The sequence below is a fragment of the Akkermansia sp. RCC_12PD genome (assembly GCF_036417355.1).
In the GTDB taxonomy this organism is placed as follows: domain Bacteria; phylum Verrucomicrobiota; class Verrucomicrobiia; order Verrucomicrobiales; family Akkermansiaceae; genus Akkermansia.
This window is the reverse complement of sequence record NZ_CP143889.1, coordinates 2,595,715-2,619,318: the sequence shown is the minus strand read 5'-3', so window position 1 is coordinate 2,619,318 and position 23,604 is coordinate 2,595,715. Positions and strand designations below refer to the sequence as shown.

The following is a 23,604-nucleotide window of genomic DNA, read 5'->3' as shown; positions in this document are numbered from 1 at the left end:
CCGCGTTATGACAATTCCGGGTACGGCCTTGTCTGACTGTCATATGAAACATGTATTGCTTCCTCCTTTTTTTGCCGCCGCCGCCCTTGTTTCCTGTGATCCCGTCCTGGCCCAGCAGGTTCCCCAGCCGGCCCCGGAGGCCGTTTATCTGAACACGGAACGCGGCCTGCGGGTCAAGCCGCTGGAAGGCAGAGAAATAAGCCCCAGCCTGATCAAGGGACAGAGGCCGGAGGAACAGATTACCAAACGCACGCCCGGCGTGCCTACCAAGCCGAGCATTCTTCTTCAGCACCTTTCCCGCCCATCCAAGCCCGGCATTGAGTTTTTTGCCTCCAAGCCCCTCAAGATGATGCCGTATCTGGACAGTTCCTACGTCTTCGGCAATACCTGCGTGGAACCGAATGCCTGGATCCGCGAGGACATGATTTCCACCGGAGCACAAAAGCTCAAGACGGCCCTGTCCAAATACGGCATCACCTATTCCGCCCAGTTCGGCTTCAACTACACGGGCCTGACGGGCGGCGGCCTGAACGGGAAAACGGATTTCCCCTCTTATAACGGTTCTCTTCTGACCAATATCACCATTTTCCGCAACAACTCCACGGGCAGCGGCCTGTACCTGGCCTCCGAGTTCGACTTTGGCAACGGCTTTGACTTCAATGAAGGGAACAAGGGCCCCGCCACCACCCTGGGTTCCCTCCAGAACCCCACCAGCTCCTTCCAGGGGCCGGACCCGCACCTCAGCAACCTGAGCCTGGCGTGGGTGGGCGCGGGCGGCAAGCTCCTGCTGATGGCGGGCCAACTGGACACTACCAATTACATGGACCACAATGCGTATGCCAATTCCCACAACAATAACCTGACCAACAGCGTTTTCGGCAACAATCCCATGCTTCCGCTCACGGACAACTCCCTGGGGTTCCATTTTGCGTGGCAACCCACCTCCTCCTTTTATGTGATGGGCGCCACAGCCGCCAACAACATGACCGCCAACCACAATCCGTTCAAGAACCTGAACTCTGACAACTGGACGAACGTGCTTGAATTCGGCTACGTGGCGGAGGATTTCTGCGGGTGGGGACCGGGCGTGTACCGCCTCCAGCCCTTCTTCGCCACCAGCGACAGTGAAAACGGAGGCGGCGTAGGCGTCAACTTCCAGCAGCAGCTCGGCCGCCACAGTCATCTGGGCTGGTTCTTCCGCGGCGGCTGGGCCAGCGACAACGCAGCTGCGTTGACCGGTGTGCGATGTGCGGCCACCACAGGGCTGGTGCTCCTTTCCCCCTTTTACGGGAAGGGTGCCTCCAATGACGGCTACCTGGGCCTGGGATTCCTCTGGCAGCAGGGAGCCAGGAAGAACGGCCCGTACGTGAACAAGAATGAATATGGCATTGAACTGACATACGTGATGCAGGTAACGCCTACCATGACGCTTCAGCCTGACATTCAGCTCGTGAAAAATCCCGTCAACGGGCGCCGGGGGCAGACTGCCGTGGTTTTCCAGATTCAGAACGTGTGGTCCTGGTAAGTGACCGTGCGGGAAATATTGGAAAATATTGATCGCATTTACTGGAAATAGTGTCTAAATGGAAACATATTTACCCGGACCACGCACATGAAGCGCACTGAGCTATCTTCCCTGAAGGAGGCGGAGCAGGCCTCCCTGAACCATGAGATTTTAACCACATGGCGCCCCGGGGAAACCCTGGGGGAACATATGGAGCGCCGCGGCGTCAGCCGACGCGAATTCAACAAATGGTGCCTGAAAATGATTGCCCTGATGGGCGTCGCCACCGTGACGGGGGGTGTCTCCAACGCCCAGGAAATTGCGGACAAGATGGCGAATCTCAAACGGCCCGTGGTCATCTGGCTCCAGCTTCAGGAATGCACCGGGTGCCTGGAAAGCACCATCCGCAGCTATAATGAGGAGATCGGGGACATGGTGCTTTCCGCCGTGTCCATGCCGTATGTGGAACTGCTCATGGCCCCCTCCGGGGAGGCCGCCAACCAGGCCCTGGAAGAGGCGATCAAGGAACCCCACATCCTTGTCATCAACGGGTCCGTCCCGGTCAACGACGGCGGGGTGTACTGCACCGTGGCCGGAGATACGGTGGAGAACATGCTGCGCCATTGCGCGGAAAACGCCTCCTACATCCTGGCCGTGGGATCCTGCGCCTACTTCGGCTCCATCCAGGCCGCCCGACCCAACCCTACCGGGGCTGTAGGCATCCGGGACATCCTGACAGACCGCACGGTCATCAACGTACCGGGCTGCCCTCCCATCGGGGACGTGATCACGGCCGTGATCATGTACATCCTCACCTTTGACCGCGCACCGGAGTGCGACCTGGAAACGCGCCCCCTGATGGCGTACGGCACGCGCATCCACAACAACTGCCCGCGCCGGGCTCACTTTGACGCCGGCCAGTTCGTCAACGTGTTTGACGATGAGAACGCGCGGGAATGCTTCTGCCTGTATAAGGTGGGCTGCAAGGGGCCGGACACCTTCTCCCCCTGCCCCATCGTCAAATGGAACGGCGGCGTTAGCTTCCCCATCCAGTCCGGCCACCCGTGCATCGGATGCACGGAGCTGTATTTCTTTGACCGCATGACTCCCTTCTACAAAACGCTGCCCAACGTGAACGGCTTCGGCGTGGAAGCCTCCGCCAACGTGATCGGCGCCGTGGGCGTGGCCGCGGCGGGCACGGCCATCGCCGCCCATGCGGTGGGGTCCGCCATTCATTACCGGCAGCAGCACATGAAGGAGGAGGCGAACGTCTCCCTGCCCGCCTTTGGGGACGAGCCCGGCTCCCCCGACAAGGAAACTGAAGAATAAGAAGCCTTTTACACCAGATTACCATGAGCAATTATACATCAGCGGCCGTTCCGGAATCCAGCCGCGTGGTCATCGACCCCGTGACACGCATTGAAGGCCACCTGCGGGTGGAGATGGAGGCCGGGGACGGCGTGATCAAAAACGCCTGGACGTCCACCACGCAGTACCGCGGCATTGAAGTGATCGCCTGCAAGCGCGATCCGCGGGACGTGTGGGCCTTTGTGGAACGCATCTGCGGCGTCTGTACGGGCACCCACGCCATTGCCGCCCTGGCCGCGGTGGAAGACGCCCTGCAATACCCCGTGCCCATCCAGGCCAAACTTATGCGGGACCTGGTCAGCGGCGCTCTGGGCATTCAGGACCACGTAATTCATTTCTACCAGCTTCAGGCCATGGACTGGGTGGACGTGGTTTCCGCCCTGAAGGCGAACCCGAATGAAACCGCCGCCATTGCCAAGTCCCTTTCCGACTGGCCCCTTTCCTCCGCTACGTACTTTGCCGGAGTGCAGAAGAAACTGAAGGATTCCATCGCCCACGGACAGTATTCCATTTTTACGAACGGGTACTGGGGCCACCCCGCCTACAAGCTGCCGCCGGCGGTGAACCTGCTGGGCGTGGCGCATTACCTCCAGGCCCTCGTCTGGCAGCGGGACATGATCAAGATCCACACCATCCTGGGCGGCAAGAACCCGCACCCCAATTTCCTGGTGGGCGGCATGGCCTGCGCCATCAACATGAACAACGACCAGGCCATCAACCAGTTTTCTCTGAGCTACCTGAAACAGCTCGTAGATACCTGCCACGATTTCATCCACAAGGTATACTACCCGGACATCGTGGCCATTGCCGGTTTTTACAAGGATTACGCCCACATCGGCGCGTCCAACCCCAACCTGTTCTGCACCGGAGACCCGTCTGAAATCAATACCGGTGCCCCTGCCGGAAAAGGCATGATCAAGCCGGGCGTCCTGCTGAACGGGGATTACAAGAACGTCCTTCCCTTTGACCAGGACAAGATCAAGGAATTCGTCACCAGCGCGTGGTACAAGTACACGGAAGGGCGGGATGCGGGACTGGCCCCGTACGACGGCCAGACGGACGCGGATTACAACGGTCCCAGGCCGCCCTATAAATGGCTTTCCGACCGCCCCCAGTACACTTGGGTGAAAGCTCCGCGCTACGACGGCCACGCCATGGCCGTGGGACCGAACGCCCGCATGATGATCGGCTACGCCCAGGGCGTTCCCGCCATCGTGGAACGGGTGGACGCCGCCTGCGACAAGCTGGGATTGCCGCGCGACAACGCTTTCATGAATTCCACGCTGGGCCGCGTGTACGGCCGCGCCCTGGACGCCATGATCAATGTGGATATGATGGTGAATCAGCTCCAGGAAATGACAAACCGCATCAAGAACGGGGAAACCGCCACCTTCAACCCGGAGAAATGGGAGCCCGAGACATGGCCCTCCTCCTGCAAGGGGGTGGGCTGGGTGGAAGCCCCCCGCGGCAGCCTCAGCCACTGGGTAAGGATTGAAAACGGCCAGACGGTGAATTACCAGGCCGTGGTTCCCAGCACCTGGAACAGTTCCGGACGGGACGCGGAAGGCCAGATGGGGCCGTACGAGTATTCCCTGGCCCATACCGGAACGCATCCGCTGGTGGACCCGTCCCGCCCCGTGGAGGCCCTGCGCACCATTCACAGCTATGATCCGTGCCAATCCTGCGCCGTCCATCTGTTTGACGAAGAGGGAGAGGCCATTCTGACCAGACAGGACCCGTGAAAACGACCCTCATCAATGAAGACCTCACCTTGGTGGTGGAGGATGCCATTCCGGCCAGTACCGTTTACTCTCCGGAAGAAATCCTGGCGCTGGCCGTGTGCGCCTCCCCCAACGGGAGCACGGACCCGGGGGACCTGGCCCTGCTGCACGCGGCACGGGAACGCGGCATCCAGCTGAATTACGCCCAGCAGGCGGATTCCTGGGAGGCCCCGTCCGGAGAACGCCATTACAGCACCGCCATCCTGAAAGCCGCGGACAAGGAAGACGCCGTCCCCTTCATGGTGGCCCGCGGCAACCTGAACGCCCTGGAAAAACTGTGCGAGGTCAGCAATCTGGAAAAGGAACGCATGAACAAGGCTTTTGAAGCCTATGATCCGTCCGGCTTCCAGCCCGTGGGGATTGCCGTGCATCGCTCCGGTGCCCCGTGGCGCCTGCTGGGCGTGGTGCCCATGCACGCCATGCGGGACGTGCGCCATCTTTCCAAGGCCAAGGCCAATTTCCGCTACTTCCACGTCTGGGACTGGCCGCTGCGGGTGCTGCACTGGACATGGGTGTTCTGCATCATCGGCCTGGCCGTTACGGGCATCTGCATCGCGGAAGGCTGGTTCCTGAAAATGGGGGACCTGCACGGAGCCTTCCAGTTCGGCACGCTCCGCTTCGTCCATTACGCCCTGGGCTGGACGCTGGTGGTGGTGATGATGCTCCGCTTTTCCTGCTTTTTCATGGCCTCCAACAAGTACCAGAGCTTCCGGGCGCTGTTCCCCGTCTCCAGACAACAGTGGAAGGACCTGTACACCACGGCGGTGGACTACGTTTTTGCGCGGAGCTACGACGGTCCGCGCTACATAGGCCACAACCCCCTCCAGCAGTGGACGTATACGGGCGTATACGTCCTGTTCACCACCATGATCGTTACCGGGCTGGCACTGTACGCGCTGTACGAGCCGCGCCACTGGTTTTACCACTGGTTCATGCCGCTGAACGACCTGATCGGGGTCCCGTACGTGCGCCTGATCCACCTGATCGGCATGTGGTGCTTCATCATCTTTGCCATGATCCACGTGTATCTTTCCATTCTTTCCGGAAACGTGGACCGGGACGGCACCATCTCCTCCATGTTCAGCGGCGGCCGCTGGCTACGCAAGGGAGTGAAGTTCAGGGATGAATAATACCGGATCAATATTCATGAAAGCTGAAGAATATACGGAGGATCGGCGTGGCTGCCCCGTAAAGGGAAATGCCTACCCCGTGCTCGTGCTGTGCGTGGGCAACCCGCTCATGGGGGACGACGGAGTGGGCGTGGAACTGGCGAAACGGCTCCAGGAGCGGGATTACGGCCCGCTGGTGCAGGTGGAGGAGGGAGGCACACTGGGCATGACGCTGCTGCCCCTGCTGGAAGACGCGGACACGGTCATCCTGGTGGACGCCGTGAAGACGGGAGCCGCACCGGGCACGCTCGTCACGCGCAGCAAGGAGGAGCTCCCCCGCCATTTCTCCTGCGTCATTTCCCCGCACCAGATAGGCATGAAGGAGGTGCTGGGCGCCGCCCAGCTCTGCGGCACCCTGCCGCGCGCCATCACGCTGGTGGGGGTGGAGGCCGCGCACACGGATTTCTGCCAGCCCATGTCCGCAGAGGTACGGGCGGCCATGCCGCAGGCCCTGGAACTGATTGAAAATCTCATTGCCCGGGCGGTAGAGGACTGCGCGGACCGGGAAAACGCCCATGCATGAAGTAGGCATCATGGAAGGGGCGCTGGACATGGCGCGCCGCCTCATGGAAGAAAACGGCGGCTCCCGGCTGGTGCGCGTGCACATGACCATCGGCAGCCTGAGCGGCGTGGTGCCGGACGCCCTGCAATCCGCCTTTCTGGCCCTGAGAGACGCCTACGCGGCAGGGAATGCCGCCCTGGAGATCACCTGGGTGGAGGCCCTCTGCCGCTGCGACGACTGCCAAGAGGATTTCCTCTTCACGGACCACGGCTACATCTGCCCCGGCTGCGGGGAACCCGCCCTGGCCATCCTCCGGGGACGGGAGCTGGAGCTTACCCGCGTGGAATGGGAATGACCCCAATCCTCCTTTCTCCGTTCCGCTCCCACCCGGAAAAAATCAGAAAATTTACCCGAACATTTTTCACTTCCGGACGGTCAAACATATTGGCGTACTTTCATTACGCCGCAAATGCCAACCCAGCTGTAGAACCAATATCATGAGCAATATCAACCCATTCATCCTAACGGGAATGATGCCGCTTTCAGCGTCATCCATGAACCGCGTTTCCTACATGTGCCCGGTCACCATCACCAATGACGTGGTCCAGGGGCAGACGGATGTTCAGGACTCCCTGACCATTGATGCCGGAGGCAGCCTTTACATCATCAACGCCCCCGTTTACGTGGGCGGCCCCAATCAGCCGGACCACGGCCACGGAACCGCCCACCTGGTCGTCCGCAACGGAGGCGCCCTGACGCTCATCGGCAACCTGCCGGACCACATGACCATGTTTCTGGGGGACAAGGCCAACGGAAGCCTGGAGATCAACGGAGGCCGCGTTCTGATGGGACAGGGGCGCATCCAGGGAGCCAGGGAGCATGAAGGACGTATCACGATGACGGACGGCTGGCTTTTTGCCTCAGCCATAGACCTGCCCTGCGACGGCTCGGAGTTCGTCATCAGGCACGGTCTGGCGCGCATCAAAAAACTGACGGGCAGCGTTTCCACCCACATTTACGGAGGCGTGCTTCACGTGAAGGAACAGGCCCATTGCGACCGTATCCATTTGGTGGACAACGGGGTGCTGCTGCTCGGCAGCACCACCAGCCAGCCTTCCGCAGATGTCATGGCCGGGGAAGGCATCAATTTCCGTGGGGATGGAGGGGCCCTGGTCATCCGCGTGCCGCATCCGGAAAAGGCGCTGACCCGCACGCGTGAGGCGGAACACGTCTTTGACGAATTGCTCAGAAGGGGCAAGCTGTACCACGACAGCGAGCCCATGACCAATTTCCAGGGATTCCACATGAGGGAATTTACCGGGCATGACAGCCTGACCTACGCCGCCCTGCGCCCTGCTGCCCAGCTTCATTCCGATCAGAACCAGGTCACACGCCTGTTGCATACTTTCATGTACGGCGGCAGCGACCGGGAAATCCCCATCTGAACACAGGCGTTCAGGAATGATTGCCGCCCCATCCCGCGGCGGACCGGCCTTCCCTCTTATGGCCGGTTTCCCTGCAAGCGGGAGTTTCCGGCCCCGATGGCACTTATGGCCCTCCTGGAGGGCCACGGCCAGAAAACAGTCCGCGGGCAACAGCAAATTTTAGGGGGCATCCCCCCATCCGGCAGGAAGACATGATTCAAAAAAGAGGCCGCCCCGCTTGCACCGCAGGCCGGCCCCTGTTGAATATTCACAGGCAATCCGGAGATTACTTGATGAAGGTGATCGTGAAAGGCATCTGATACGTGTATTCCCTGTTGGCGATCTTGATCGTGTATATGATGGACAGGATGATCCACACCAAGGGAATGATCCAAATGAACAGGAAACCAATGAAGATCAAGGTCAGAATTCCGAAGACCGCCCAGGACGCAAACAGGTAGATTCCCCAGGAAATCTGGGCATTGACAACGTTCTTGCCCACCTGGTTCACCAGGGGGTAGTCCTGCTTCCAGATCAGCCAGCAGATGAGCGGAGCAATGATGTTCAATCCAGGAACGGCTCCGGTGAACAGGGAAAGCAGAGGAGAAATAGCCGTAACGAGCGCAAAATTGTCACTGTTGGACTGCGGTGAAGCGGCCGGCTCGGGGGATGGAGGCGGCTCGGGATGGGGAGGCGGAACTGAAGCCGCGGAAGGAGGAGGAACCGGTCCAGGAGATGGCGGCGGAACAGGGGTGGGAGCGGGAGTGGGGGGTGGAACAGGAGCAGGAACCACGGTTTCCTGGGGAGTTTCAGGTTCGGATGACTGATTGGTTTCTTCCATAATGGTTTCTGATACGGGATTAAATCGCTACGGCGGATGCAGGGAATTTCCCTCACGCCGCTACTATTGGCACTTTCTCATAGCTTTGCTTATCAAGTCAATATTTTAAACCGCTGCAAGAGACATGCGCTCCGGGGCTTGACAAGGCTCCGCCGGATGCCATAAAGACTACCCATGAATGTCCGTACCGCAGGCGTGCTCTTTTCCGCAACCCTTTTTTCCTGTTCCCCGCCTGTACCGGATATTCCGTCTGCCGCGCCCACGGTCACCAGGGTGGAAGCCCTGCGCACCAGCCGTGCCTATACGGACCTGGCTTGGAGGGGAACCCGACGCAACATCCGGCACGGAACGGACCCCGAAGGTATCAGGATAGACACCCCGGACGCCTCCTCATCCGGCACCCATGCAGGAGCCTGGTGGAAGCCCGGCACCCGGTCCGCGGGAATGCCGTACAAATGGGGCGGGTTCGATACTCCGCGGCAATTCGTCAGCCGCCTGAACCGCGACCCTGAAAACGGAGGACGTCCCGCCGCTGCCGGAGACATGGGCACCCCGGAAAAGCAGGCGGAGGGAGATGACGCGGTCAGCAGGTTTGCCGCCGGGGTGGATTGTTCCGGCTTCGTCTCCCGGTGCTGGCGCCTGTCCCGGCCCTGGTCCACGCGCGAGCTTCCCTCCCTGTGCACGCCGCTGGGCTGGGAAGAGTTGCGAACGGGCGACATCCTGATCGTACCGGGGCGGCACGTACTCATGTTCATTGAGTGGTACGGAGACGGCAGGGAGGTATTCCTGGGGAGTGAAGCCGGCCCCCTGCCGGTATGGAAATGCGCGGAACATTTCTTCAGCCGGGCTATTCTGGAGCGCGGGGGCTACCGCCCCATGAGGTACAAGGGAATGCGGGAACAGGAGACGGATTCCGAAACAGCGAAGCCGTAAAAAATGTCCCAGCAGTCCGTTTTTTCCGGAAAAGGAAACTCAAATGAATAACACGAACATGAAGTATCAGGTAATAAAAAGACACCAAAGCGAGTTTCCGAACCCCGTCATCATTTCCAGGGGGGAAAAACTTGTCATTGGAGAGAAATATGAGGAGAACAAGGCTTGGAACGACTGGTATTTCTGCGAGACGGAAGACCGGAACAAGGGCTGGATTCCCAAACAGGTGATCCAATGGCTGGGCGGCAGCGAGGGGGAAGCGCTGGAAGATTATTCCGCCAGGGAATTGGATGCGGAGGAGGGAGAAGTCCTGACCGGTTCCCAGGTGCTCAACGGCTGGATATGGTGCCGGAATTCCGCTTCCGGGGAAGAAGGATGGGTGCCTGTTGAAAACCTCGTTCCCATGGGGGAGGATACGGAGGATCGATAAGCCTTTCCGGGCGTCCGATGCGCAAACTGCCGTGATCAGTTTTTTCGGAACGCCGGGGCACGGCTCCGGCGGGATGGCGGGAAATCCGCCGGGGAATTATCTGAACACATGGGCCATGCGCCGGAAGGGACATGCCTGCACATTTATCCCGGTCATTCCGGCATGTGTGCTGCCGGGACGGCCCTTCCCTGTCCCCGCGGAGGTGTTCCGGGGCTAGATTTCCACTTCCCCGGCAGTCAGGACCCGTGCAAATATTCCATCCAGGGCCGCCATGTAGGCGTTATGCACGGTTTTGGCCGGTATCGTCTCCCGCATGATGGACAAGTCCTTCGTGGCGCACGCATCGTACAGCAAGGTCACGGGAATTTGATAATCCCAGGCCGCGCGGACCGTGGTATCTATGCACATGTGCGTCATCATGCCGCACACAACCAATTCGTCAACCGCCTTCGCACGGAGCAGGTCCGCAAGGCCCGTCCGGTAAAAACTGTTGGGGGCGTGCTTGACGAGCACATCCTCACCCGGCAGCGGCGTCAATCCGGTGTGGATGTTTACGCCATCCGTCCCCGGCAGGAAGAAGGTGGCATCCGGACGGGTGTTGACATGTTGAACATGGATCACGGGCAGCCCGGCCTTCCTGAAAAGCCGTAAAACGGAGACGATGTTCCCCAGAGCCTTTTCCGGACCGGAAAGCTCGCACTTCCCTCCGGGAAAATAGTCATTCTGAACGTCAATAATGAGGAGAGCCTTCATCCTGTATCACCTGGTTTTCCAAGGTTCCGTGCGTCCGCTACGCCTTTTAAAAGGCGCGGACGCACGGAACACGAGGTGTTACAAGGGCTGGACGTTGAAGTTATACACTTTGCCCTGAAAAGATTCACCCAGGGTCTTCAGCGGAAGGATGAAGGTGGAACGGTGCACCTTGGGACGGTTCTTGAATTTTTCAATAAAGTCCTTGGATTTGTCAGAAAAGCTTTTCAGCACGGCAGTTCCGGCAGGCTGCCCGTCCAGGAACAGGCTGGTTTTTTCCGGCTCGCCCACAATTTCCACCTTGACCTTTTTGCCTGCGGGCAGTTTGACGCCGAAGGAGAATTCCAGGGAGTCATCACGACGGAATCCGACGGTACCATCCTTCATAACCGCGAGCAGTTCGCCCTCCGGAGCGGAAAGCAGCACCTGTTCCTTCCCTTCCGGAGCGGCGTTGAGTTCCAGTTCCGCGGTCAGGCGGTACTTCGGTCCCAGGGCAGGCTTGTCCAGCTTCTGGGGCAGGGAGGAAGGAGTGACCGAAAAGGGCTGGGTGTCCTTCCATTTGTGAAGGGGGTTGGTGCGCGGAGCGTTGCCGATGGCCGCCACCAGTTCGCGATGCTGTTCAAACGTGTCGGGCGCCTTGGCCTTGCCCCACAGCTTCTGGCTGAGGACATCCATGGAACCGGAAAGCATTCCCCAAATATCGTACGGACTATACCCCGTGTGCATGATATCCGTTTCATCGTTCCAGATGGCAAAGGTGCCTCCCAGGAGCTGGGGATGCCCGGCAGGAAGCGTTTCATTGCCGATGCGGTTGGGAATCCAGTTGCTATAGAGGCCCTTGTGGTTCCTGTCCATGCGGTAGTAGTTGGCATAGGGCACGATGTAAAGGGCGCCGTCATTCGTGTTGATGACATCGTAGCCAAGGTTGACGGCTTCCCACGCCTTCATCCAGCCGGTGCTCCAGAGGTTCATTTGAACGCCCTTGCTCACCACGGGGGTCTTGCCGGGCTTGGCGCTGAGGCTGCCCCAGATGCGTGGGGTATAGCCGCGTTTGAGGGCGTGGCTGAGCACACCGTCCGCAAAGTGGCGATAGTCTTCCTTGTCTCCATAGAATTCATCCGCTCCCACGTGGAACACCTTGCAGCCGGCAAATACCGGGCGGCCCAGCTTGGGGTCTTTCAGCAGGTATTCGTCAAAAACCTTGGTCACGAAGTTGATCGTCTCCGGGTTGCCGGCGTCCAGCATTTCGCAGCGGCGTTTTTCATGGTTCATGGGACCTTTGTAGATAAGATCCGGACGCACCCGGGTAAAGGAGAGGGCGTGGCCGGGGGTGTCGAACTCCGGCACGATGTTGACGCCGTGGTGTTTGGCGTAACTGATCAGATCCGCAAATTCTTTCTTGGTGTAGGAAAGGTCCTTCGCGGTGAGGGGCGTGCCGTCTTTCCCCTTCACGTTGGATTCCAGGCGGAAGGCGGAGTAGGATTCCTTGAACGGGTCATGCCCGTTGTCCACGTAGTGTTCGTGGAAAATGTAGTTGTTGTTGATGACTAGGTGAAGATCGTTCAGCTTGTACCAGGACATGGTGCGGATCAGGTCCTTGAGGTAGCTGAGGGGATAGGGCGTGCGCGCAATGTCCAGCATGAAGCCGCGCACGGGATAGCGGGGAAAGTCCACGGCCGTGCCGCAGGGCACGCTCTCCGGGTTCTGGCGCAGCATCTGGAGCAGGGTGCGGGTGCCCCAGTAGAGGCCCGTAGGGGTAAGGGCGCCGATGCGGATACCGCCGGAATTCACGGCAAGGCTGTACCCTTCCTTCCCGACGTTGCTTTCCTTGAACAAGGAGAAGGAGATGTCCGCCTTCCCTCCGGGAGAGACGAGTTTGACCTTGCGGCCCAGCACGTCTTCCAGGTCGGCGGCAAAAGTACGGGCAAATTCCTTGTCTGGGCAGGAAACAGTGATGGAGGAACCCAGCTTGTATTCCCCCTTGCCGCCCTTCCATTGCAGGATTTCCGGGATAACCCGGGGCTTGGGATTGCCCTGCGTGGCTACCGGGGCTTTCAGGATGATTTCATAATCCTTGCTGATGGCCTCCTTGCCGCCCTTGGTCACTTTGAAGCTGAGGTTTACCGGAGTGTCCGAAATGACAGGAGCTATTTTCCCTTTGCTGTTGACGAGTTCCTCGTAGTCGGCCCCCAGGAGCTTGATTTGGGCTCCGGAGGCGCTGGGCATCGGCAGTTGCCTGGTCCCGGCCTTGATTTCCGGGATGGAGAGGGAGTCGGCTATTTGCCGGGCATCCTGTCCCGCCAGCGGACCCGCCGCAAATGCGGCCATCATTAAAAGTATGTTCTTGTTCATTTTCGTATGTGATTCCGGGAAGAATGGCATGCCCGATTTGTTGTAAGAATTACGCAACATCCGTTCCTTTCTTGCAAGGAAATAAAAAAGAGGCCGAAAGCCCTCTTGCCATTCCGGCACGAACGGCTCTGGGATGAAGGGGCATTTTCCGATTTTACGGAAAGAAAAGGACCGGACTGCCTTGAGGCAGCCCGGTCCCGGAAGGGGGAGCCGGTTCAGGCGCGTATGTCAATCACCTCTCCGGCGGGGAAGCGCACCTTCGCTTCGCGGGCGTAGGCGTCATCCTGGGCGCGGTAGCCGAGGGCCACGCCCACTACGGAACGGTACGGCGTCCCGTCCAGCCCTAAAATTTCATCGTATTTCTGGCGGTCCATGCCTCCAATGGTGCAGGAGTCCACCCGCAGAGCCGCAGCCGCGCTGAGCAGAAATCCGACGGCGATATATACCTGGCAGTCCAGCCATGTGTTCATTTTTTCCGGAGTCAGGGCTTTCACGTAGCCGCCGTAGAAATCCGCAGAGGCGGCCAGCTTTTCCGCAGACGGATGGCGTGTGAATTCGATCTGGGCCAGATAGCGGTCCACGTCCTTCTGGGTGGCGTCCCTCCGGGCGCACAGCACCACATAGTGGGAGCAGTCCTCCACCTGGGACTGGTTCCAGGAAACCTCCCGCAGGCGCTCCTTCAGCTCCCTGTTCGTGACGGCCACGAATTTCCAGAGCTGGAGTCCCAGGGAAGACGGGCTGAGCCGCAGGCTTTCCGCCAGGGCGTGCCAGGCGGGTTCTTCAATGCGGGCATGGGGATCAAATTTCTTGCAGGCATAGCGCCATTCAAGACCGTCAATGTATTGTTGCGGTGAAATCATAAAAGGTATGACAGATCCAACGGTGAAATTGTTTAAAGAACTTCCTTCAGGACTTCCACGCAGCGCGCGTTTTCCGCGGGGGTGCCGATGCTGATGCGAATCCACTCCGGCAGGCCGTATCCGTCCTGCGCGCGGACGATCACCCCTTTGGCAAGCATGTCGTTGAACACCTTTTTGCCCTGCCCCACCTTCACCAGGATGAAGTTCCCCTGGCTGGGAATCCATTCCAGCCCCATGTCCCTGAACGCCTGTTCGTAGAAGCGCATGCCCGCAGCATTGTTTTCCACCGTGCGGCGCACATGCTCCTGGTCCTCCAGGGCGGCCAGGGCCGCTTCCTGCGCCAGAACGTGCAGGTTGAACGGCGCGCGCGCCTTGTGCAGCATGTTGGCCACGGGTTCCGGGGCAATGCCGTAGCCCACGCGCAGGCCCGCCAGGCCGTAAGCCTTGGAAAAGGTGCGCAAAACGATCACGTTGCGCCCTTCCCTCACGAATTTGAGGGTATCCGGCGGGTTGTCGGAAAACTCCCGGTACGCCTCGTCAAAGCACACCAGCACATGGTCCGGCACCTTCGCCATGAAATCGTCGATTTCCCGCTGGCCGACGACGGTGCCGACCGGGTTGGTGGGGTTGGTGATGAATACGATGCGCGTGCGGTCCGTAATGGCGTTCAGAAACCCGTTCAGGTCATGGGTCCAGTCCGGCTTATTGGGAATTTCCACGTACGCCGCGCCGAACAGCCTGGCCATGATGGGGTACATGGAAAAGGCGTGCCTGGCGGCCACCACCTCGGCCTGCGGGTTCAGCAGGGCGTGGCAGATGAGTTCGATTACCTCGCTGCTGCCCGTGCCCACCACCGTCTGGCCAAAATCCACGCCGCAGAATTCCGCAATGGCGGAACGCAGCCGGAAAGCCGCGCCGTCCGGATAAATGTTTACTCCGGCAGCCGCCCGGGAGATGGCCTCCACCGCCCGGGGGGACGGTCCCAGGGGATTTTCATTGGAGGCCAGTTTCACAATGTCACGGGGGTCCAGGCCCAGTTCCCGGGCCGTTTCCTCGATCGGCTTGCCCGGCTGATAAGCCACCAGCTCAAGCACATGCTGGTTTGCGAAACTTTCAATACTCATAGCGGCGGAATGTTACTGCCATTCCCCTTTTCTGGCAATACTGATTTCCATCCGGGAAATTCCCTAAAAATATTTGCCGCCATGCCGTCCAGGTAAAAAGCAGTGAGATGCCTTTCAGCGAGGCACCGGCCGGAAATCATACCGTCCAATTATGAAGAGTATCCACCTGCCGTTATACACTTAAATGCTGCGGCCCCCCTCGCCCCCGGCATTTATTGATCTTTCCCCTTCCGGGATTTTGAATACCGGATATCCTCCGAGACCAATTGACGGGAATGCAGTAAATAGATCCGCACGTAGATCCGGACCAGATCCCCTGAGGAAAGGTCCACATCCCAAAAAGTGAAGTAGAGACGCTCTTCCTTTTTTTCCACGATATCCGTCAGGGAATCCACAAAAAGATATGGGAAAACGGCCCGGTGAACTTCTTTTTCAAAAAATGGTCTGAGTCTCTTACCTTCCGCATCCGGACGGTGGTCAGCAGCATTCCGTCAGGGCTCAGCATTTCCCTGGTTTCAGTATAACAGGGGCTGTTGGCCTCGTTGCGCCCCATACTGCGCGAAACCAGAGTGCTGGAATCCGCCTCCCAATACGGAGAAGCATCCGGAATGCTATACCGTGTTCCATCAAAGGAGGGAACCTGGAACGATTGTTTCTCCGCCGCCGTTACTTCCTGACTCAGCGTTTTCAGGGAAGCAGCCGTCTCCGGCCGGATCTGGCCCAGTCCGGGGTTTTCCATCTCTTCGGCAACACATGCCAGGGGGAAGATCACAAGGAATATTCCAATATTCATCACTATTAACTATATTGTTTACAACATAATAGGCTCCAAAAAAACTGTAAAGGATATTTTGGATGAGGGAAAAGGGCTTGTTCCATAGCGACCCCAGCCGCCACATGCCGAAGCCACGCGCACCCTTCCGATAAAAAGCGGACAGTCCCACCCCGGGGCCTTACGGAACGTACCTGCCCGGCATTTCCTCCCGCGCCCGGCGGGTCATGGCCGTGATGATCTTCGTTTTTCCTTCCGTATAAGCGTCGCGGTTGAACTCAAACTTTTCTTTTAAAGAGCGCTTAAGCTCGGCGTACTTCTGCGCCTCTTTAGGGTGAGCAGCCAAGTAATCCCGGAAATAAAGCTCATCCCAATCCCGCCAGGGGCGCACATGCAGGTGGAAGGCCTGCCCCCGGAACCCCTCCGCCGTATAGCCCTTTACCATGACCAGGCCCATGCGTTCCTCGTCACGATGCGTCTCCATATAACCGCATTTCCGCAGCAAAGGAGGCGTTTCAAAAACGAACGAATCCGGAGAAACCTCCATCAGAATGTCAATGGTAGGCTTGGCGTCCAGGCCGGGCACCGCCGTACTGCCGATATGGGAAATGCGGGTGATGCGGGTGCAGCCCACGGCCTCCGCCAGCAGGTCCCTCTCCCGGCGGTAAAGTTCCGCCCATTCCTCTCTGGAACCGCTCAGGATGATGGGAAACAGGCGCCAGAGTTCCTCATGGCACATGCGGGACAGAAAGGCTTCATCCGGAAGGCTGCTGGACATTTCCGGAAGATAGGGAAAATGCCCCCGGAGTTCAATTCCACAGATGATTCCGGAGCCTTCCCGCAGGAAGTACGGCTTTTCCGCACATCCCGCCCCTACCTTTTCCGTTTGCGGTCTCTCCTTCTCCGGCACCGCATGGCCTGGTACGCGGCTACGGTAAAGGCAAACGCCGTTACACCCATAAAGGAGCGGAACAACCAAATCAGCAGCTCCCAGTAAATATCCTGAGTCATGCGGATGGCTTTTGACCGGACGCGGATTCCCCGGCCTGCTCTTCCCTCAGGCGTTTCACGGCACAGGCAAGCAGAGTCGCCCTGTCCAGCTGACAGCGCTGCACGTGGAGGGCGTCCGCTTCCGCATCCCGGAAAAATTGGATGGACAGCGGCATTTTCCCCTTGATCTGAATTTTTTTCTGGATTTTTTTCTTATTTCCCGTCTTCATGAAATATCTTTTCAGGTATGAATTTGAACTTTGGATGCCTTTACGTAGGGATATTGCAACGCAAACGGTACTTTCGTCAAGAATAATATACCATTTTAAGGACATATTCATAAAAAAGATTGAATTTTCGCACCGATAGCGTTACAAGGTGTGCATGAGTGAGAACCAGGACGAACTCAAGGCCCAAATCAAGGTTTGGCTGAAACAGCAGAAAATGACCCGTGAGGAGTTCGCGGCAAAATGTTTCGTGTCGGCCAACACGGTTCGCAACTGGTTGGCCAGAGTATTTATTCCGAAGGACAAGGAGGCTCTCATCAAACTGTTGATGGAGAAGACGGAGAGGGAAAAGGAACTCAAGGAAGCGGCCAGGGCTCATTGGAAGCCGTTTGCCGTCATGGTGAATACCGACGATTACAAGCTCATTGAAAAAGCCGCCCGAAAGGACAACATGACTGTGGAAGAATGGGCTGAAGAAATCCTGATCCGCGACGCTCAGGAACGCATGGAGCATGTTTACCCGGAATCCCTCCGCGTTGCGGAAGAACCCAAAAGGTACGGAATCCCGCGTACCTCCGGGCCGGATTCCTCTACAAGCAAGCCGCACTGATAAATTGCTACCATATAGTTAGAACCAAGAAAAAGCCGTCATGGATATTCTATCCCACTGAGGTTTTTAAATTTTCTGTTCTGTTACCCTTGGCCGGAGAAGGTGACATGCCTTCCTTGAACGGAAGAAGATTTCCGGTCACGCCCTTCCGTATTATTTTTAATCAGTCCTGAAGACATCGGCAACGTGGAGAAGAGGGAGGTGAAATGGTCGCCCAGGAACTGCGTTTCCAGCTCCGGAAACATCCGGCTCCATATGGAACGGGAACCCACGGGGAGAGGTGAAGCCGTCCGCTGTCTTCCGGAACCGGATCATTCATGTGTCTGGCGCCGGAAGAAATCTGCGGTGCCTCCTCTGGAGGCCCCGTCTTTCCTCCCGGTCCCCCTGTTCTCCATCCTTATTGACGAACGGCGCATGCAGCGGAACACGGCGCACATGGCCATCCCCGGGGGCCCTGGAGGAAGCCTGCCCGCAGTTCTTTGAACACACACCATCCTGTTCCATGCAGGAGCGGCGGCCAAAGCTTTTCCTGTTCTTACCCGCCAGGGAACCGCCCTGTTTTTTTTGCTCGAACCCATGGGCGGCCTCCGCTATATTTTCCCCCGTTATGGCAACACCGGATTTTCATTATCAGGACCCTTTTCCCCTGGAAAAGGACGACACCCAGTACCGCCTCATCACCTCCGACTACGTAAGCGTAGGGGAATTTGAAGGTCACCCCATGCTCAAGGTGGAACCGGAAGGCCTGCGCCTTCTGGCCGCGGAAGCCTTCCACGATGTGGCTTTCTTCCTGCGCCCCGCCCACCTGAAGCAGGTGGCCGCCATTCTGGACGATCCGGAAGCCAGCGCCAATGACAAGAGCGTGGCTCTGACGATGCTCCGCAACGCGGAAGTGGCCGCCGCCGGCATCCTGCCCTTCTGCCAGGACACGGGCACCGCCACCATCGTCGGCAAGAAAGGCCAGCAGGTCTGGACCGGCTGCGACGATTGTGAATTTCTTTCCCACGGCGTGTACGACGCCTACACCCAGAACAACCTGCGCTACTCACAGACCGTGGCGCTGGACATGTACACGGAGAAGAATACCGGAACCAACCTGCCCGCCCAGATAGACATTGAAGCCGTGGAAGGCATGAAGTATTCCTTCCTCTTCGTCGCCAAAGGCGGCGGCTCCGCCAACAAGACCTATCTTTACCAGGAAACGAAAGCCCTGCTCAATCCCGCCACGCTCAAGAAATTTCTGGTGGAAAAAATGAGCACGCTGGGAACGGCGGCCTGCCCGCCCTACCACATCGCCTTCGTCATCGGGGGCACCTCTGCGGAAAAGTGCCTGAAGACCGTGAAGATGGCCTCCACCAAGTATTACGACAATCTTCCTACCACTGGCAACGAATATGGCCGCGCCTTTCGCGATGTGGAACTGGAAAAGGAACTGCATGCGGAAGCCTGCAAGCTGGGGCTGGGCGCCCAGTTTGGCGGCAAGTGGTATGCGCTGGACGTACGCGTAATCCGGCTGCCCCGCCACGGCGCTTCCTGCCCGGTGGGGTTGGGCGTCTCCTGTTCCGCAGACCGCAACGCCAAAGCCAAGATCACGCCGGAAGGCATTTTCATTGAACAGCTGGAGACCAACCCCGGCCAGTATATTCCGGAAGCCCTCCGTATGACCTCCAGCGAGGCCGTCTCCATCGATCTGAACCGCCCGATGAAGGAAGTGCTGGCGGACCTGAGCAAATACCCCGTTACCACGCGTCTGAGCCTGAACGGCACCATCGTCGTAGCGAGGGACATCGCCCACGCCAAGCTCAAGGAACGTCTGGAACGTGGAGAAGGATTGCCCCAGTACATCAAGGACCATCCCGTTTACTACGCCGGTCCGGCCAAGACCCCGGAAGGCTATCCCTCCGGCTCCTTCGGGCCTACCACCGCGGGACGCATGGATTCCTATGTGGACCTGTTCCAGGAAAACGGCGGCTCCATGATCATGATCGCCAAGGGCAACCGCAGCCAACAGGTGACGGACGCCTGCCACAAGCACGGCGGCTTCTACCTGGGTTCCATCGGCGGCCCCGCCGCTATTCTTGCCAAGAACAACATCAAAAAGGTAGAACTGCTGGAATACCCGGAACTGGGCATGGAAGCCATCTGGAAAATTGAAGTGGAAGACTTCCCCGCTTTCATCCTGGTGGACGACAAAGGCAACGACTTCTTTGCCAAAATCCGCGAAGGCTGGGCCTGCGCCAGCTGCTCCCATTAATTCCCCCCTCCTATACCGCAAGCGTCGGCCCCCTTCCCGGGGTCCGGCGCTTTTTCATGGTCTGAACGTCATCGAAAAGCCTTTCAGGCAAAAGGAATCATCAGAAGAACGCATCGGACCATCTGCTCCTGATAAACTTCCATCAGCCGCACCCGTGAGGGTGCGACAAAAGGCTGGATGTTCCGTTTTCCAGATTTTGCTGTTTCAATCCACGCACCCGTGAGGGTGCGACTTCTGGCTTCCGCTCTGTCCTCTTCTGTGAAATCGTTTCAATCCACGCACCCGTGAGGGTGCGACCACTGGGGAGGTTTCCCCCTCGGCAAGGTCGCGGGGTTTCAATCCACGCACCCGTGAGGGTGCGACTGGGTGTTCCGGAGCTGCCTCCTGATAGCCATTGTTTCAATCCACGCACCCGTGAGGGTGCGACACGCCCACGCCGTCCATGTAGTCAAAGGCGGCAGGTTTCAATCCACGCACCCGTGAGGGTGCGACTCCCTCAATATCCACGTTAACCACATTCTCCCTGTTTCAATCCACGCACCCGTGAGGGTGCGACGGCGGGGGAATATATATGTTAAGGGTCAGGCACGAAAAGGATATTTTGCGCCAACCTGCCCGCGGAGATGCATATTCCACGCCTGAAATAGTATATGGGGGATGTCAATCTAAGATACCCTGCGAGTTACAGGAATCGCCGGTGTTCTGGGATTTTCCTGTGAGCTGGGGGTTGGCGCGGGGAGTGCGAAGGGCAGAAAAAGATCCCGCCAAGGAGTCGTTCCGGCCACCTGACGGCCCGTGCCTGCCGCGATGCAGGAGTAATAGTAGTCCGTCCCGCGCATTTCGTCCAGAAACTTTCCCACCTGCACCATGGAGACGGGTTGGAAAGGAGGTGCCGGAAAACGTCTCTTCCCATTATTACGTGGCGTACTGCCGCATCCGTTTTCCGGGCAATTTACAACTCGTTGGGTACGGATCACTACCGTATATGGCGGTATTCCGGCATAAAAAAGGCTTTCCGCTCTTGGAGCGGAAAGCCTGTGAAATGGAAAAAGGCGCAGTTTTATTCGTCGTCTTCCGCGTCAAAGGCGGAGTCTTCCGAGTCGAAATCGGCGTCCAGGTGGGCGGTGAATTTTTTCACGCGCTGGGCGGCGGGCAGCGGAGCCAGCACCATATGCATGGTGTTGCCGGCCAGGCGCGGGGGCTGATCCACCTGCGCCATGGTCTTCATGTCCGCAATGACTTTGTTGAGCATGTCGTAGCCCAGCTCATGGTGCGCGTTTTCACGACCGCGGAAGCGGAGCTGGAAGCGCACCTTGTGACCGTGGTCCAGGAAGCTTTCCGTGCGGGCCATTTTCACGTTGTAGTCATTAGTGTCCGTACCGATGCGGAGCTTGACTTCCTTGAGTTTGATCGTACGGCTTTTGTTGTTTTTCTGAAGCTTGGACTGTTGGTACTTGTACCGTCCGTAGTCCACCACGCGGCATACGGGCGGGTCTGCGTTGCTCGCCACTTCCACCAGGTCCAGGCCAAGGGCCTTGGCCTTTTCCAGCGCGTCACGCGTGTTCATTATCCCGAGCTGGTCTCCATTGGCGGTCACCACGCGCACACGGGGGGCGCGGATCCGCTCGTTGACCCGAGTCTGATCACCGCGCTCGCGGCGGCGATTACCGTCATTATTCTTCGTTGGCTTTATTGGCACGTCCGGATATTACTAAACTAAATAAAATAACTTGGCAACTCAAATCACGGGGGAAATATGACGCTCTGCTATTTCCCGGGAGACGGCATCCATGAATTGCTCAAAGGGCATGGAGCCCAGGTCTTCCTTCTCCCGGTGGCGTACGGAAACGGTGCCTTCCTCCGCCTCCCGCTGGCCGATGACGAGCATGTAGGGCACACGCTCCAGCCGGGCATTGCGGATTTTGGCGCCGATTTTGTCCGCGGTTTCATCCACCGTGACGCGCACGCCCTTGGAGGCCAGGGTGTCACGGTAGGTTTTGGCGATGTCCATCACCTTGTCGGAGATGGGGAGCACGCGCACCTGCTCCGGAGAGAGCCAGGTGGGGAATTTCCCTTCAAAGTGTTCGATGAGCAGACCGGTGAAGCGTTCCATGGAGCCGAATGGCGCGCGGTGCACCATGACGGGACGGTGCGGCTTATTGTCTGCACCGGTGTAATGGAGGTCAAAGCGTTCCGGCAGGTTGTAGTCCACCTGCACGGTGCCGAGCTGCCACTCGCGGCCGATGGCGTCGCGCACGATGAAGTCGATCTTGGGACCGTAGAAGGCGGCTTCCCCGGCTTCCTCACTATAGTCCGCGCCCAGCCATTCTGCGGCATCCCGCAGGGCCTGTTCCGCCTTGTCCCAGTTTTCCGGGGAACCCACGTATTTGTCGCTTTCCGGATCGCGCATGGAGAGGCGCACGCGGTAGTCCGTCATTCCCAGGGTGCCGAAGATGGTTTTCACAATGCCCAGGCACTGGCGGATTTCTCCGGCAAGCTGGTCCGGGGTGCAGAAGATGTGGGCGTCATCCTGGGTGAAGCCGCGCACGCGCGTCATGCCGCCCAGTTCCCCGCTCTGTTCCCAGCGGTATACCGTACCGAATTCCGCCAGGCGGACGGGCAGGTCGCGGTAGGAATGGGCGTCATTAGCGTAAATTTTAATGTGGTGCGGACAGTTCATCGGCTTGAGCATGTAGCCTTCAATGGTTCCGTCCGTCAGGCCGTTGAAGAGTTCCGCGCAGGTGGCGCCTTCCTCACAGAGTTTTTCCATGGCGTCGCGCTCCGGGATGGGGGCGTACTGGCTTTCCCGGTAGTACGGGAAGTGGCCGGAGGTACGGTACAGGTCCAGCTTGCCGATGTTGGGGGTATATACCTGGGAGTAGCCCAGCTTGTCCAGTTCCTCCGTGATGAAGTCCTGAAGGGAGCGGCGAATGAGGGCGCCCTTGGGCTTCCAGAGGATGAGGCCCTGGCCCACGGCCTCATCAATGCAGAAGAGGCCCAGCTCGCGGCCGAGTTTCCGGTGGTCGCGGCGGCGCGCTTCCTCCAGGCGCGCGAGATGTTCGTCAAGCTGGGTCCGGTTCGGGAAGCAGGTGCCGTAGATGCGCTGGAGCATGGGGCGGTTTTTGTCCCCCTTGTAGAAGGCGCTGGCCACGCTCATGATTTTAAAGGCTTTGCAGTTGCCGGTGCGGCCCACGTGGGGGCCGGCGCACAGGTCCGTGAAGTCTCCGTTGCGGTACAGGGAGATTTCCTCGTCTTCCGGGATGTCGTTCAGCAGGTCGATCTTGAAGCGGGAGGGGCCGCTGCGCGGGCCCAGAGCGCCCAGTTCCCCGGATTCCGCCATTTTCATGGCGTCTGCACGGGAGATGATTTCCTTCTGGAAGGTCTGGTTTTCCTTCACCACTTTTTTCATTTCCGCTTCAATGCGTTCAAAGTCTTCCGTGCTGATGCGGTGGTCCAGCTCCACGTCGTAATAAAAACCGTTTTCCACGGCGGGACCGCCCGCCAGCTGGGCATCCGGCCAGATGCGGCAAATGGCCGTAGCCAGAACGTGCGCGCAGGAGTGGCGCAGGCGTTCCAGATCAGACATCTGGTTGCGTTCTTCAAGAGTCTTTCTTTCCTTGTGTTCGGACATACGCGCATTAGTTAACCCCCCTTAGGCACTGTTGGCAAATGCAAAAAGCTTCCCCTCCCAAAAATTCAAGGCATAGGCCGCA

The 23,604-nt window shown here is 58.6% G+C and carries 21 protein-coding genes and 1 CRISPR repeat array; of the genes, 11 read left to right on the top strand and 10 right to left on the bottom strand.

Going from position 1 to position 23,604, the window contains the following annotated elements; all coding sequences use genetic code 11:
* Window positions 1-43: 43 nt before the first annotated feature.
* The 7 genes from V3C20_RS11075 to V3C20_RS11045 all read left to right on the top strand — a co-directional run bounded on the left by V3C20_RS11075 (window position 44) and on the right by V3C20_RS11045 (window position 7,769).
* Window positions 44-1,525: a carbohydrate porin gene (locus V3C20_RS11075; protein WP_161981413.1), complete on the top strand. Its 1,482-nt coding sequence runs from the start codon at window positions 44-46 to the stop codon at window positions 1,523-1,525.
* A gap of 87 nt (window positions 1,526-1,612) precedes the next feature.
* Entirely contained in the window at window positions 1,613-2,833 is a 1,221-nt protein-coding gene (locus V3C20_RS11070; RefSeq protein WP_238623863.1) for a hydrogenase small subunit, read from the top strand.
* A 23-nt stretch (window positions 2,834-2,856) separates the two neighbouring features.
* A complete protein-coding gene (locus tag V3C20_RS11065) occupies window positions 2,857-4,614 on the top strand; it encodes a nickel-dependent hydrogenase large subunit (RefSeq protein WP_130084628.1) in 1,758 nt (585 codons plus the stop codon).
* The gene (locus V3C20_RS11060) at window positions 4,611-5,783 is read left to right on the top strand and encodes a cytochrome b/b6 domain-containing protein (protein ID WP_130084629.1); all 1,173 of its coding nucleotides are present in this window, start codon (window positions 4,611-4,613) and stop codon (window positions 5,781-5,783) included. Before V3C20_RS11065 ends, V3C20_RS11060 begins: the two co-directional genes overlap by 4 nt.
* Before the next feature lie 16 nt (window positions 5,784-5,799).
* Window positions 5,800-6,345: a HyaD/HybD family hydrogenase maturation endopeptidase gene (locus V3C20_RS11055; RefSeq protein WP_161981414.1), complete on the top strand. Its 546-nt coding sequence runs from the start codon at window positions 5,800-5,802 to the stop codon at window positions 6,343-6,345.
* On the top strand, window positions 6,338-6,679 hold the full coding sequence (locus V3C20_RS11050) for a hydrogenase maturation nickel metallochaperone HypA (RefSeq protein WP_130084631.1): 342 nt from the start codon (window positions 6,338-6,340) through the stop codon (window positions 6,677-6,679). The genes V3C20_RS11055 and V3C20_RS11050 overlap by 8 nt, the downstream gene beginning before the upstream one ends.
* 175 nt (window positions 6,680-6,854) lie before the next feature.
* Window positions 6,855-7,769, top strand: a complete 915-nt coding sequence (locus V3C20_RS11045; RefSeq protein ID WP_149874203.1) for a hypothetical protein — start codon at window positions 6,855-6,857, stop codon at window positions 7,767-7,769.
* Window positions 7,770-8,034: 265 nt separating this feature from the next.
* Here the strand turns inward: V3C20_RS11045 and V3C20_RS11040 are convergent, their stop codons facing one another.
* Window positions 8,035-8,589, bottom strand: a complete 555-nt coding sequence (locus V3C20_RS11040; RefSeq protein ID WP_130084633.1) for a DUF4870 domain-containing protein — start codon at window positions 8,587-8,589, stop codon at window positions 8,035-8,037.
* 174 nt (window positions 8,590-8,763) lie between these two features.
* Here V3C20_RS11040 and V3C20_RS11035 point away from each other — a divergent pair, with 174 nt between their 5' ends.
* Together V3C20_RS11035 and V3C20_RS11030 are read left to right on the top strand one after the other, a co-directional pair.
* The gene (locus V3C20_RS11035; protein ID WP_130084634.1) at window positions 8,764-9,522 is read left to right on the top strand and encodes a hypothetical protein; all 759 of its coding nucleotides are present in this window, start codon (window positions 8,764-8,766) and stop codon (window positions 9,520-9,522) included.
* A 43-nt stretch (window positions 9,523-9,565) separates the two neighbouring features.
* On the top strand, window positions 9,566-9,952 hold the full coding sequence (locus V3C20_RS11030) for an SH3 domain-containing protein (protein WP_130084635.1): 387 nt from the start codon (window positions 9,566-9,568) through the stop codon (window positions 9,950-9,952).
* 213 nt (window positions 9,953-10,165) lie between these two features.
* Here the strand turns inward: V3C20_RS11030 and V3C20_RS11025 are convergent, their stop codons facing one another.
* From V3C20_RS11025 to V3C20_RS10995, 7 genes are all read right to left on the bottom strand, one after another.
* On the bottom strand, window positions 10,166-10,705 hold the full coding sequence (locus V3C20_RS11025; RefSeq protein ID WP_130084636.1) for a cysteine hydrolase family protein: 540 nt from the start codon (window positions 10,703-10,705) through the stop codon (window positions 10,166-10,168).
* 78 nt (window positions 10,706-10,783) lie between these two features.
* Window positions 10,784-13,033 (bottom strand): family 20 glycosylhydrolase, encoded by a 2,250-nt coding sequence (locus V3C20_RS11020; protein ID WP_161981415.1) that lies wholly within the window; start codon window positions 13,031-13,033, stop codon window positions 10,784-10,786.
* A gap of 236 nt (window positions 13,034-13,269) precedes the next feature.
* Window positions 13,270-13,914 carry an NAD(P)H-dependent oxidoreductase gene (locus V3C20_RS11015; RefSeq protein WP_130084638.1) on the bottom strand — a complete coding sequence of 215 codons (645 nt, stop codon included), beginning with the start codon at window positions 13,912-13,914 and terminating at the stop codon, window positions 13,270-13,272.
* A 32-nt stretch (window positions 13,915-13,946) separates the two neighbouring features.
* Complete coding sequence (gene hisC, locus V3C20_RS11010; protein ID WP_130084639.1) at window positions 13,947-15,038, bottom strand: histidinol-phosphate transaminase; 1,092 nt, start codon at window positions 15,036-15,038, stop codon at window positions 13,947-13,949.
* Between the two features lie 382 nt (window positions 15,039-15,420).
* On the bottom strand, window positions 15,421-15,831 hold the full coding sequence (locus tag V3C20_RS11005) for a hypothetical protein (protein WP_149873801.1): 411 nt from the start codon (window positions 15,829-15,831) through the stop codon (window positions 15,421-15,423).
* A 160-nt stretch (window positions 15,832-15,991) separates the two neighbouring features.
* Window positions 15,992-16,588: a GrpB family protein gene (locus V3C20_RS11000; protein WP_130084641.1), complete on the bottom strand. Its 597-nt coding sequence runs from the start codon at window positions 16,586-16,588 to the stop codon at window positions 15,992-15,994.
* A gap of 229 nt (window positions 16,589-16,817) precedes the next feature.
* Window positions 16,818-17,030, bottom strand: a complete 213-nt coding sequence (locus V3C20_RS10995; RefSeq protein WP_130084642.1) for a hypothetical protein — start codon at window positions 17,028-17,030, stop codon at window positions 16,818-16,820.
* Window positions 17,031-17,184: 154 nt separating this feature from the next.
* On the opposite strand from V3C20_RS10995, the gene V3C20_RS10990 reads away from it, so the two are divergent.
* Both V3C20_RS10990 and V3C20_RS10985 read left to right on the top strand, forming a co-directional pair.
* Window positions 17,185-17,637: a helix-turn-helix transcriptional regulator gene (locus V3C20_RS10990; RefSeq protein WP_130084643.1), complete on the top strand. Its 453-nt coding sequence runs from the start codon at window positions 17,185-17,187 to the stop codon at window positions 17,635-17,637.
* Window positions 17,638-18,244: 607 nt separating this feature from the next.
* Entirely contained in the window at window positions 18,245-19,891 is a 1,647-nt protein-coding gene (locus V3C20_RS10985) for a fumarate hydratase (RefSeq protein ID WP_130084644.1), read from the top strand.
* Between the two features lie 136 nt (window positions 19,892-20,027).
* Window positions 20,028-20,447: a CRISPR direct-repeat array (repeat unit 31 nt; unit sequence GTTTCAATCCACGCACCCGTGAGGGTGCGAC).
* A gap of 504 nt (window positions 20,448-20,951) precedes the next feature.
* Here V3C20_RS10985 and infC read toward each other — a convergent pair.
* Window positions 20,952-21,590 (bottom strand): translation initiation factor IF-3, encoded by a 639-nt coding sequence (infC, locus tag V3C20_RS10980; protein WP_130084645.1) that lies wholly within the window; start codon window positions 21,588-21,590, stop codon window positions 20,952-20,954.
* A 39-nt stretch (window positions 21,591-21,629) separates the two neighbouring features.
* A complete protein-coding gene (gene thrS, locus V3C20_RS10975; RefSeq protein ID WP_130084646.1) occupies window positions 21,630-23,522 on the bottom strand; it encodes a threonine--tRNA ligase in 1,893 nt (630 codons plus the stop codon).
* Window positions 23,523-23,604: the final 82 nt, after the last annotated feature.

Excerpts from the sequence above, each read along its gene's own strand:
- V3C20_RS11075 (WP_161981413.1), top strand. The coding sequence starts at position 44 with ATGAAACATGTATTGCTTCCTCCTTTTTTTGCCGCCGCCGCCCTTGTT.
- V3C20_RS11070 (WP_238623863.1), top strand. The coding sequence starts at position 1,613 with ATGAAGCGCACTGAGCTATCTTCCCTGAAGGAGGCGGAGCAGGCCTCC.
- V3C20_RS11065 (WP_130084628.1), top strand. The coding sequence starts at position 2,857 with ATGAGCAATTATACATCAGCGGCCGTTCCGGAATCCAGCCGCGTGGTC.
- V3C20_RS11055 (WP_161981414.1), top strand. The coding sequence starts at position 5,800 with ATGAAAGCTGAAGAATATACGGAGGATCGGCGTGGCTGCCCCGTAAAG.
- V3C20_RS11050 (WP_130084631.1), top strand. The coding sequence starts at position 6,338 with ATGCATGAAGTAGGCATCATGGAAGGGGCGCTGGACATGGCGCGCCGC.
- V3C20_RS11045 (WP_149874203.1), top strand. The coding sequence starts at position 6,855 with ATGATGCCGCTTTCAGCGTCATCCATGAACCGCGTTTCCTACATGTGC.
- V3C20_RS11040 (WP_130084633.1), bottom strand. The coding sequence starts at position 8,589 with ATGGAAGAAACCAATCAGTCATCCGAACCTGAAACTCCCCAGGAAACC.
- V3C20_RS11035 (WP_130084634.1), top strand. The coding sequence starts at position 8,764 with ATGAATGTCCGTACCGCAGGCGTGCTCTTTTCCGCAACCCTTTTTTCC.
- V3C20_RS11030 (WP_130084635.1), top strand. The coding sequence starts at position 9,566 with ATGAATAACACGAACATGAAGTATCAGGTAATAAAAAGACACCAAAGC.
- V3C20_RS11025 (WP_130084636.1), bottom strand. The coding sequence starts at position 10,705 with ATGAAGGCTCTCCTCATTATTGACGTTCAGAATGACTATTTTCCCGGA.
- V3C20_RS11020 (WP_161981415.1), bottom strand. The coding sequence starts at position 13,033 with ATGATGGCCGCATTTGCGGCGGGTCCGCTGGCGGGACAGGATGCCCGG.
- V3C20_RS11015 (WP_130084638.1), bottom strand. The coding sequence starts at position 13,914 with ATGATTTCACCGCAACAATACATTGACGGTCTTGAATGGCGCTATGCC.
- hisC (WP_130084639.1), bottom strand. The coding sequence starts at position 15,038 with ATGAGTATTGAAAGTTTCGCAAACCAGCATGTGCTTGAGCTGGTGGCT.
- V3C20_RS11005 (WP_149873801.1), bottom strand. The coding sequence starts at position 15,831 with ATGAATATTGGAATATTCCTTGTGATCTTCCCCCTGGCATGTGTTGCC.
- V3C20_RS11000 (WP_130084641.1), bottom strand. The coding sequence starts at position 16,588 with ATGTCCAGCAGCCTTCCGGATGAAGCCTTTCTGTCCCGCATGTGCCAT.
- V3C20_RS10995 (WP_130084642.1), bottom strand. The coding sequence starts at position 17,030 with ATGAAGACGGGAAATAAGAAAAAAATCCAGAAAAAAATTCAGATCAAG.
- V3C20_RS10990 (WP_130084643.1), top strand. The coding sequence starts at position 17,185 with ATGAGTGAGAACCAGGACGAACTCAAGGCCCAAATCAAGGTTTGGCTG.
- V3C20_RS10985 (WP_130084644.1), top strand. The coding sequence starts at position 18,245 with ATGGCAACACCGGATTTTCATTATCAGGACCCTTTTCCCCTGGAAAAG.
- thrS (WP_130084646.1), bottom strand. The coding sequence starts at position 23,522 with ATGTCCGAACACAAGGAAAGAAAGACTCTTGAAGAACGCAACCAGATG.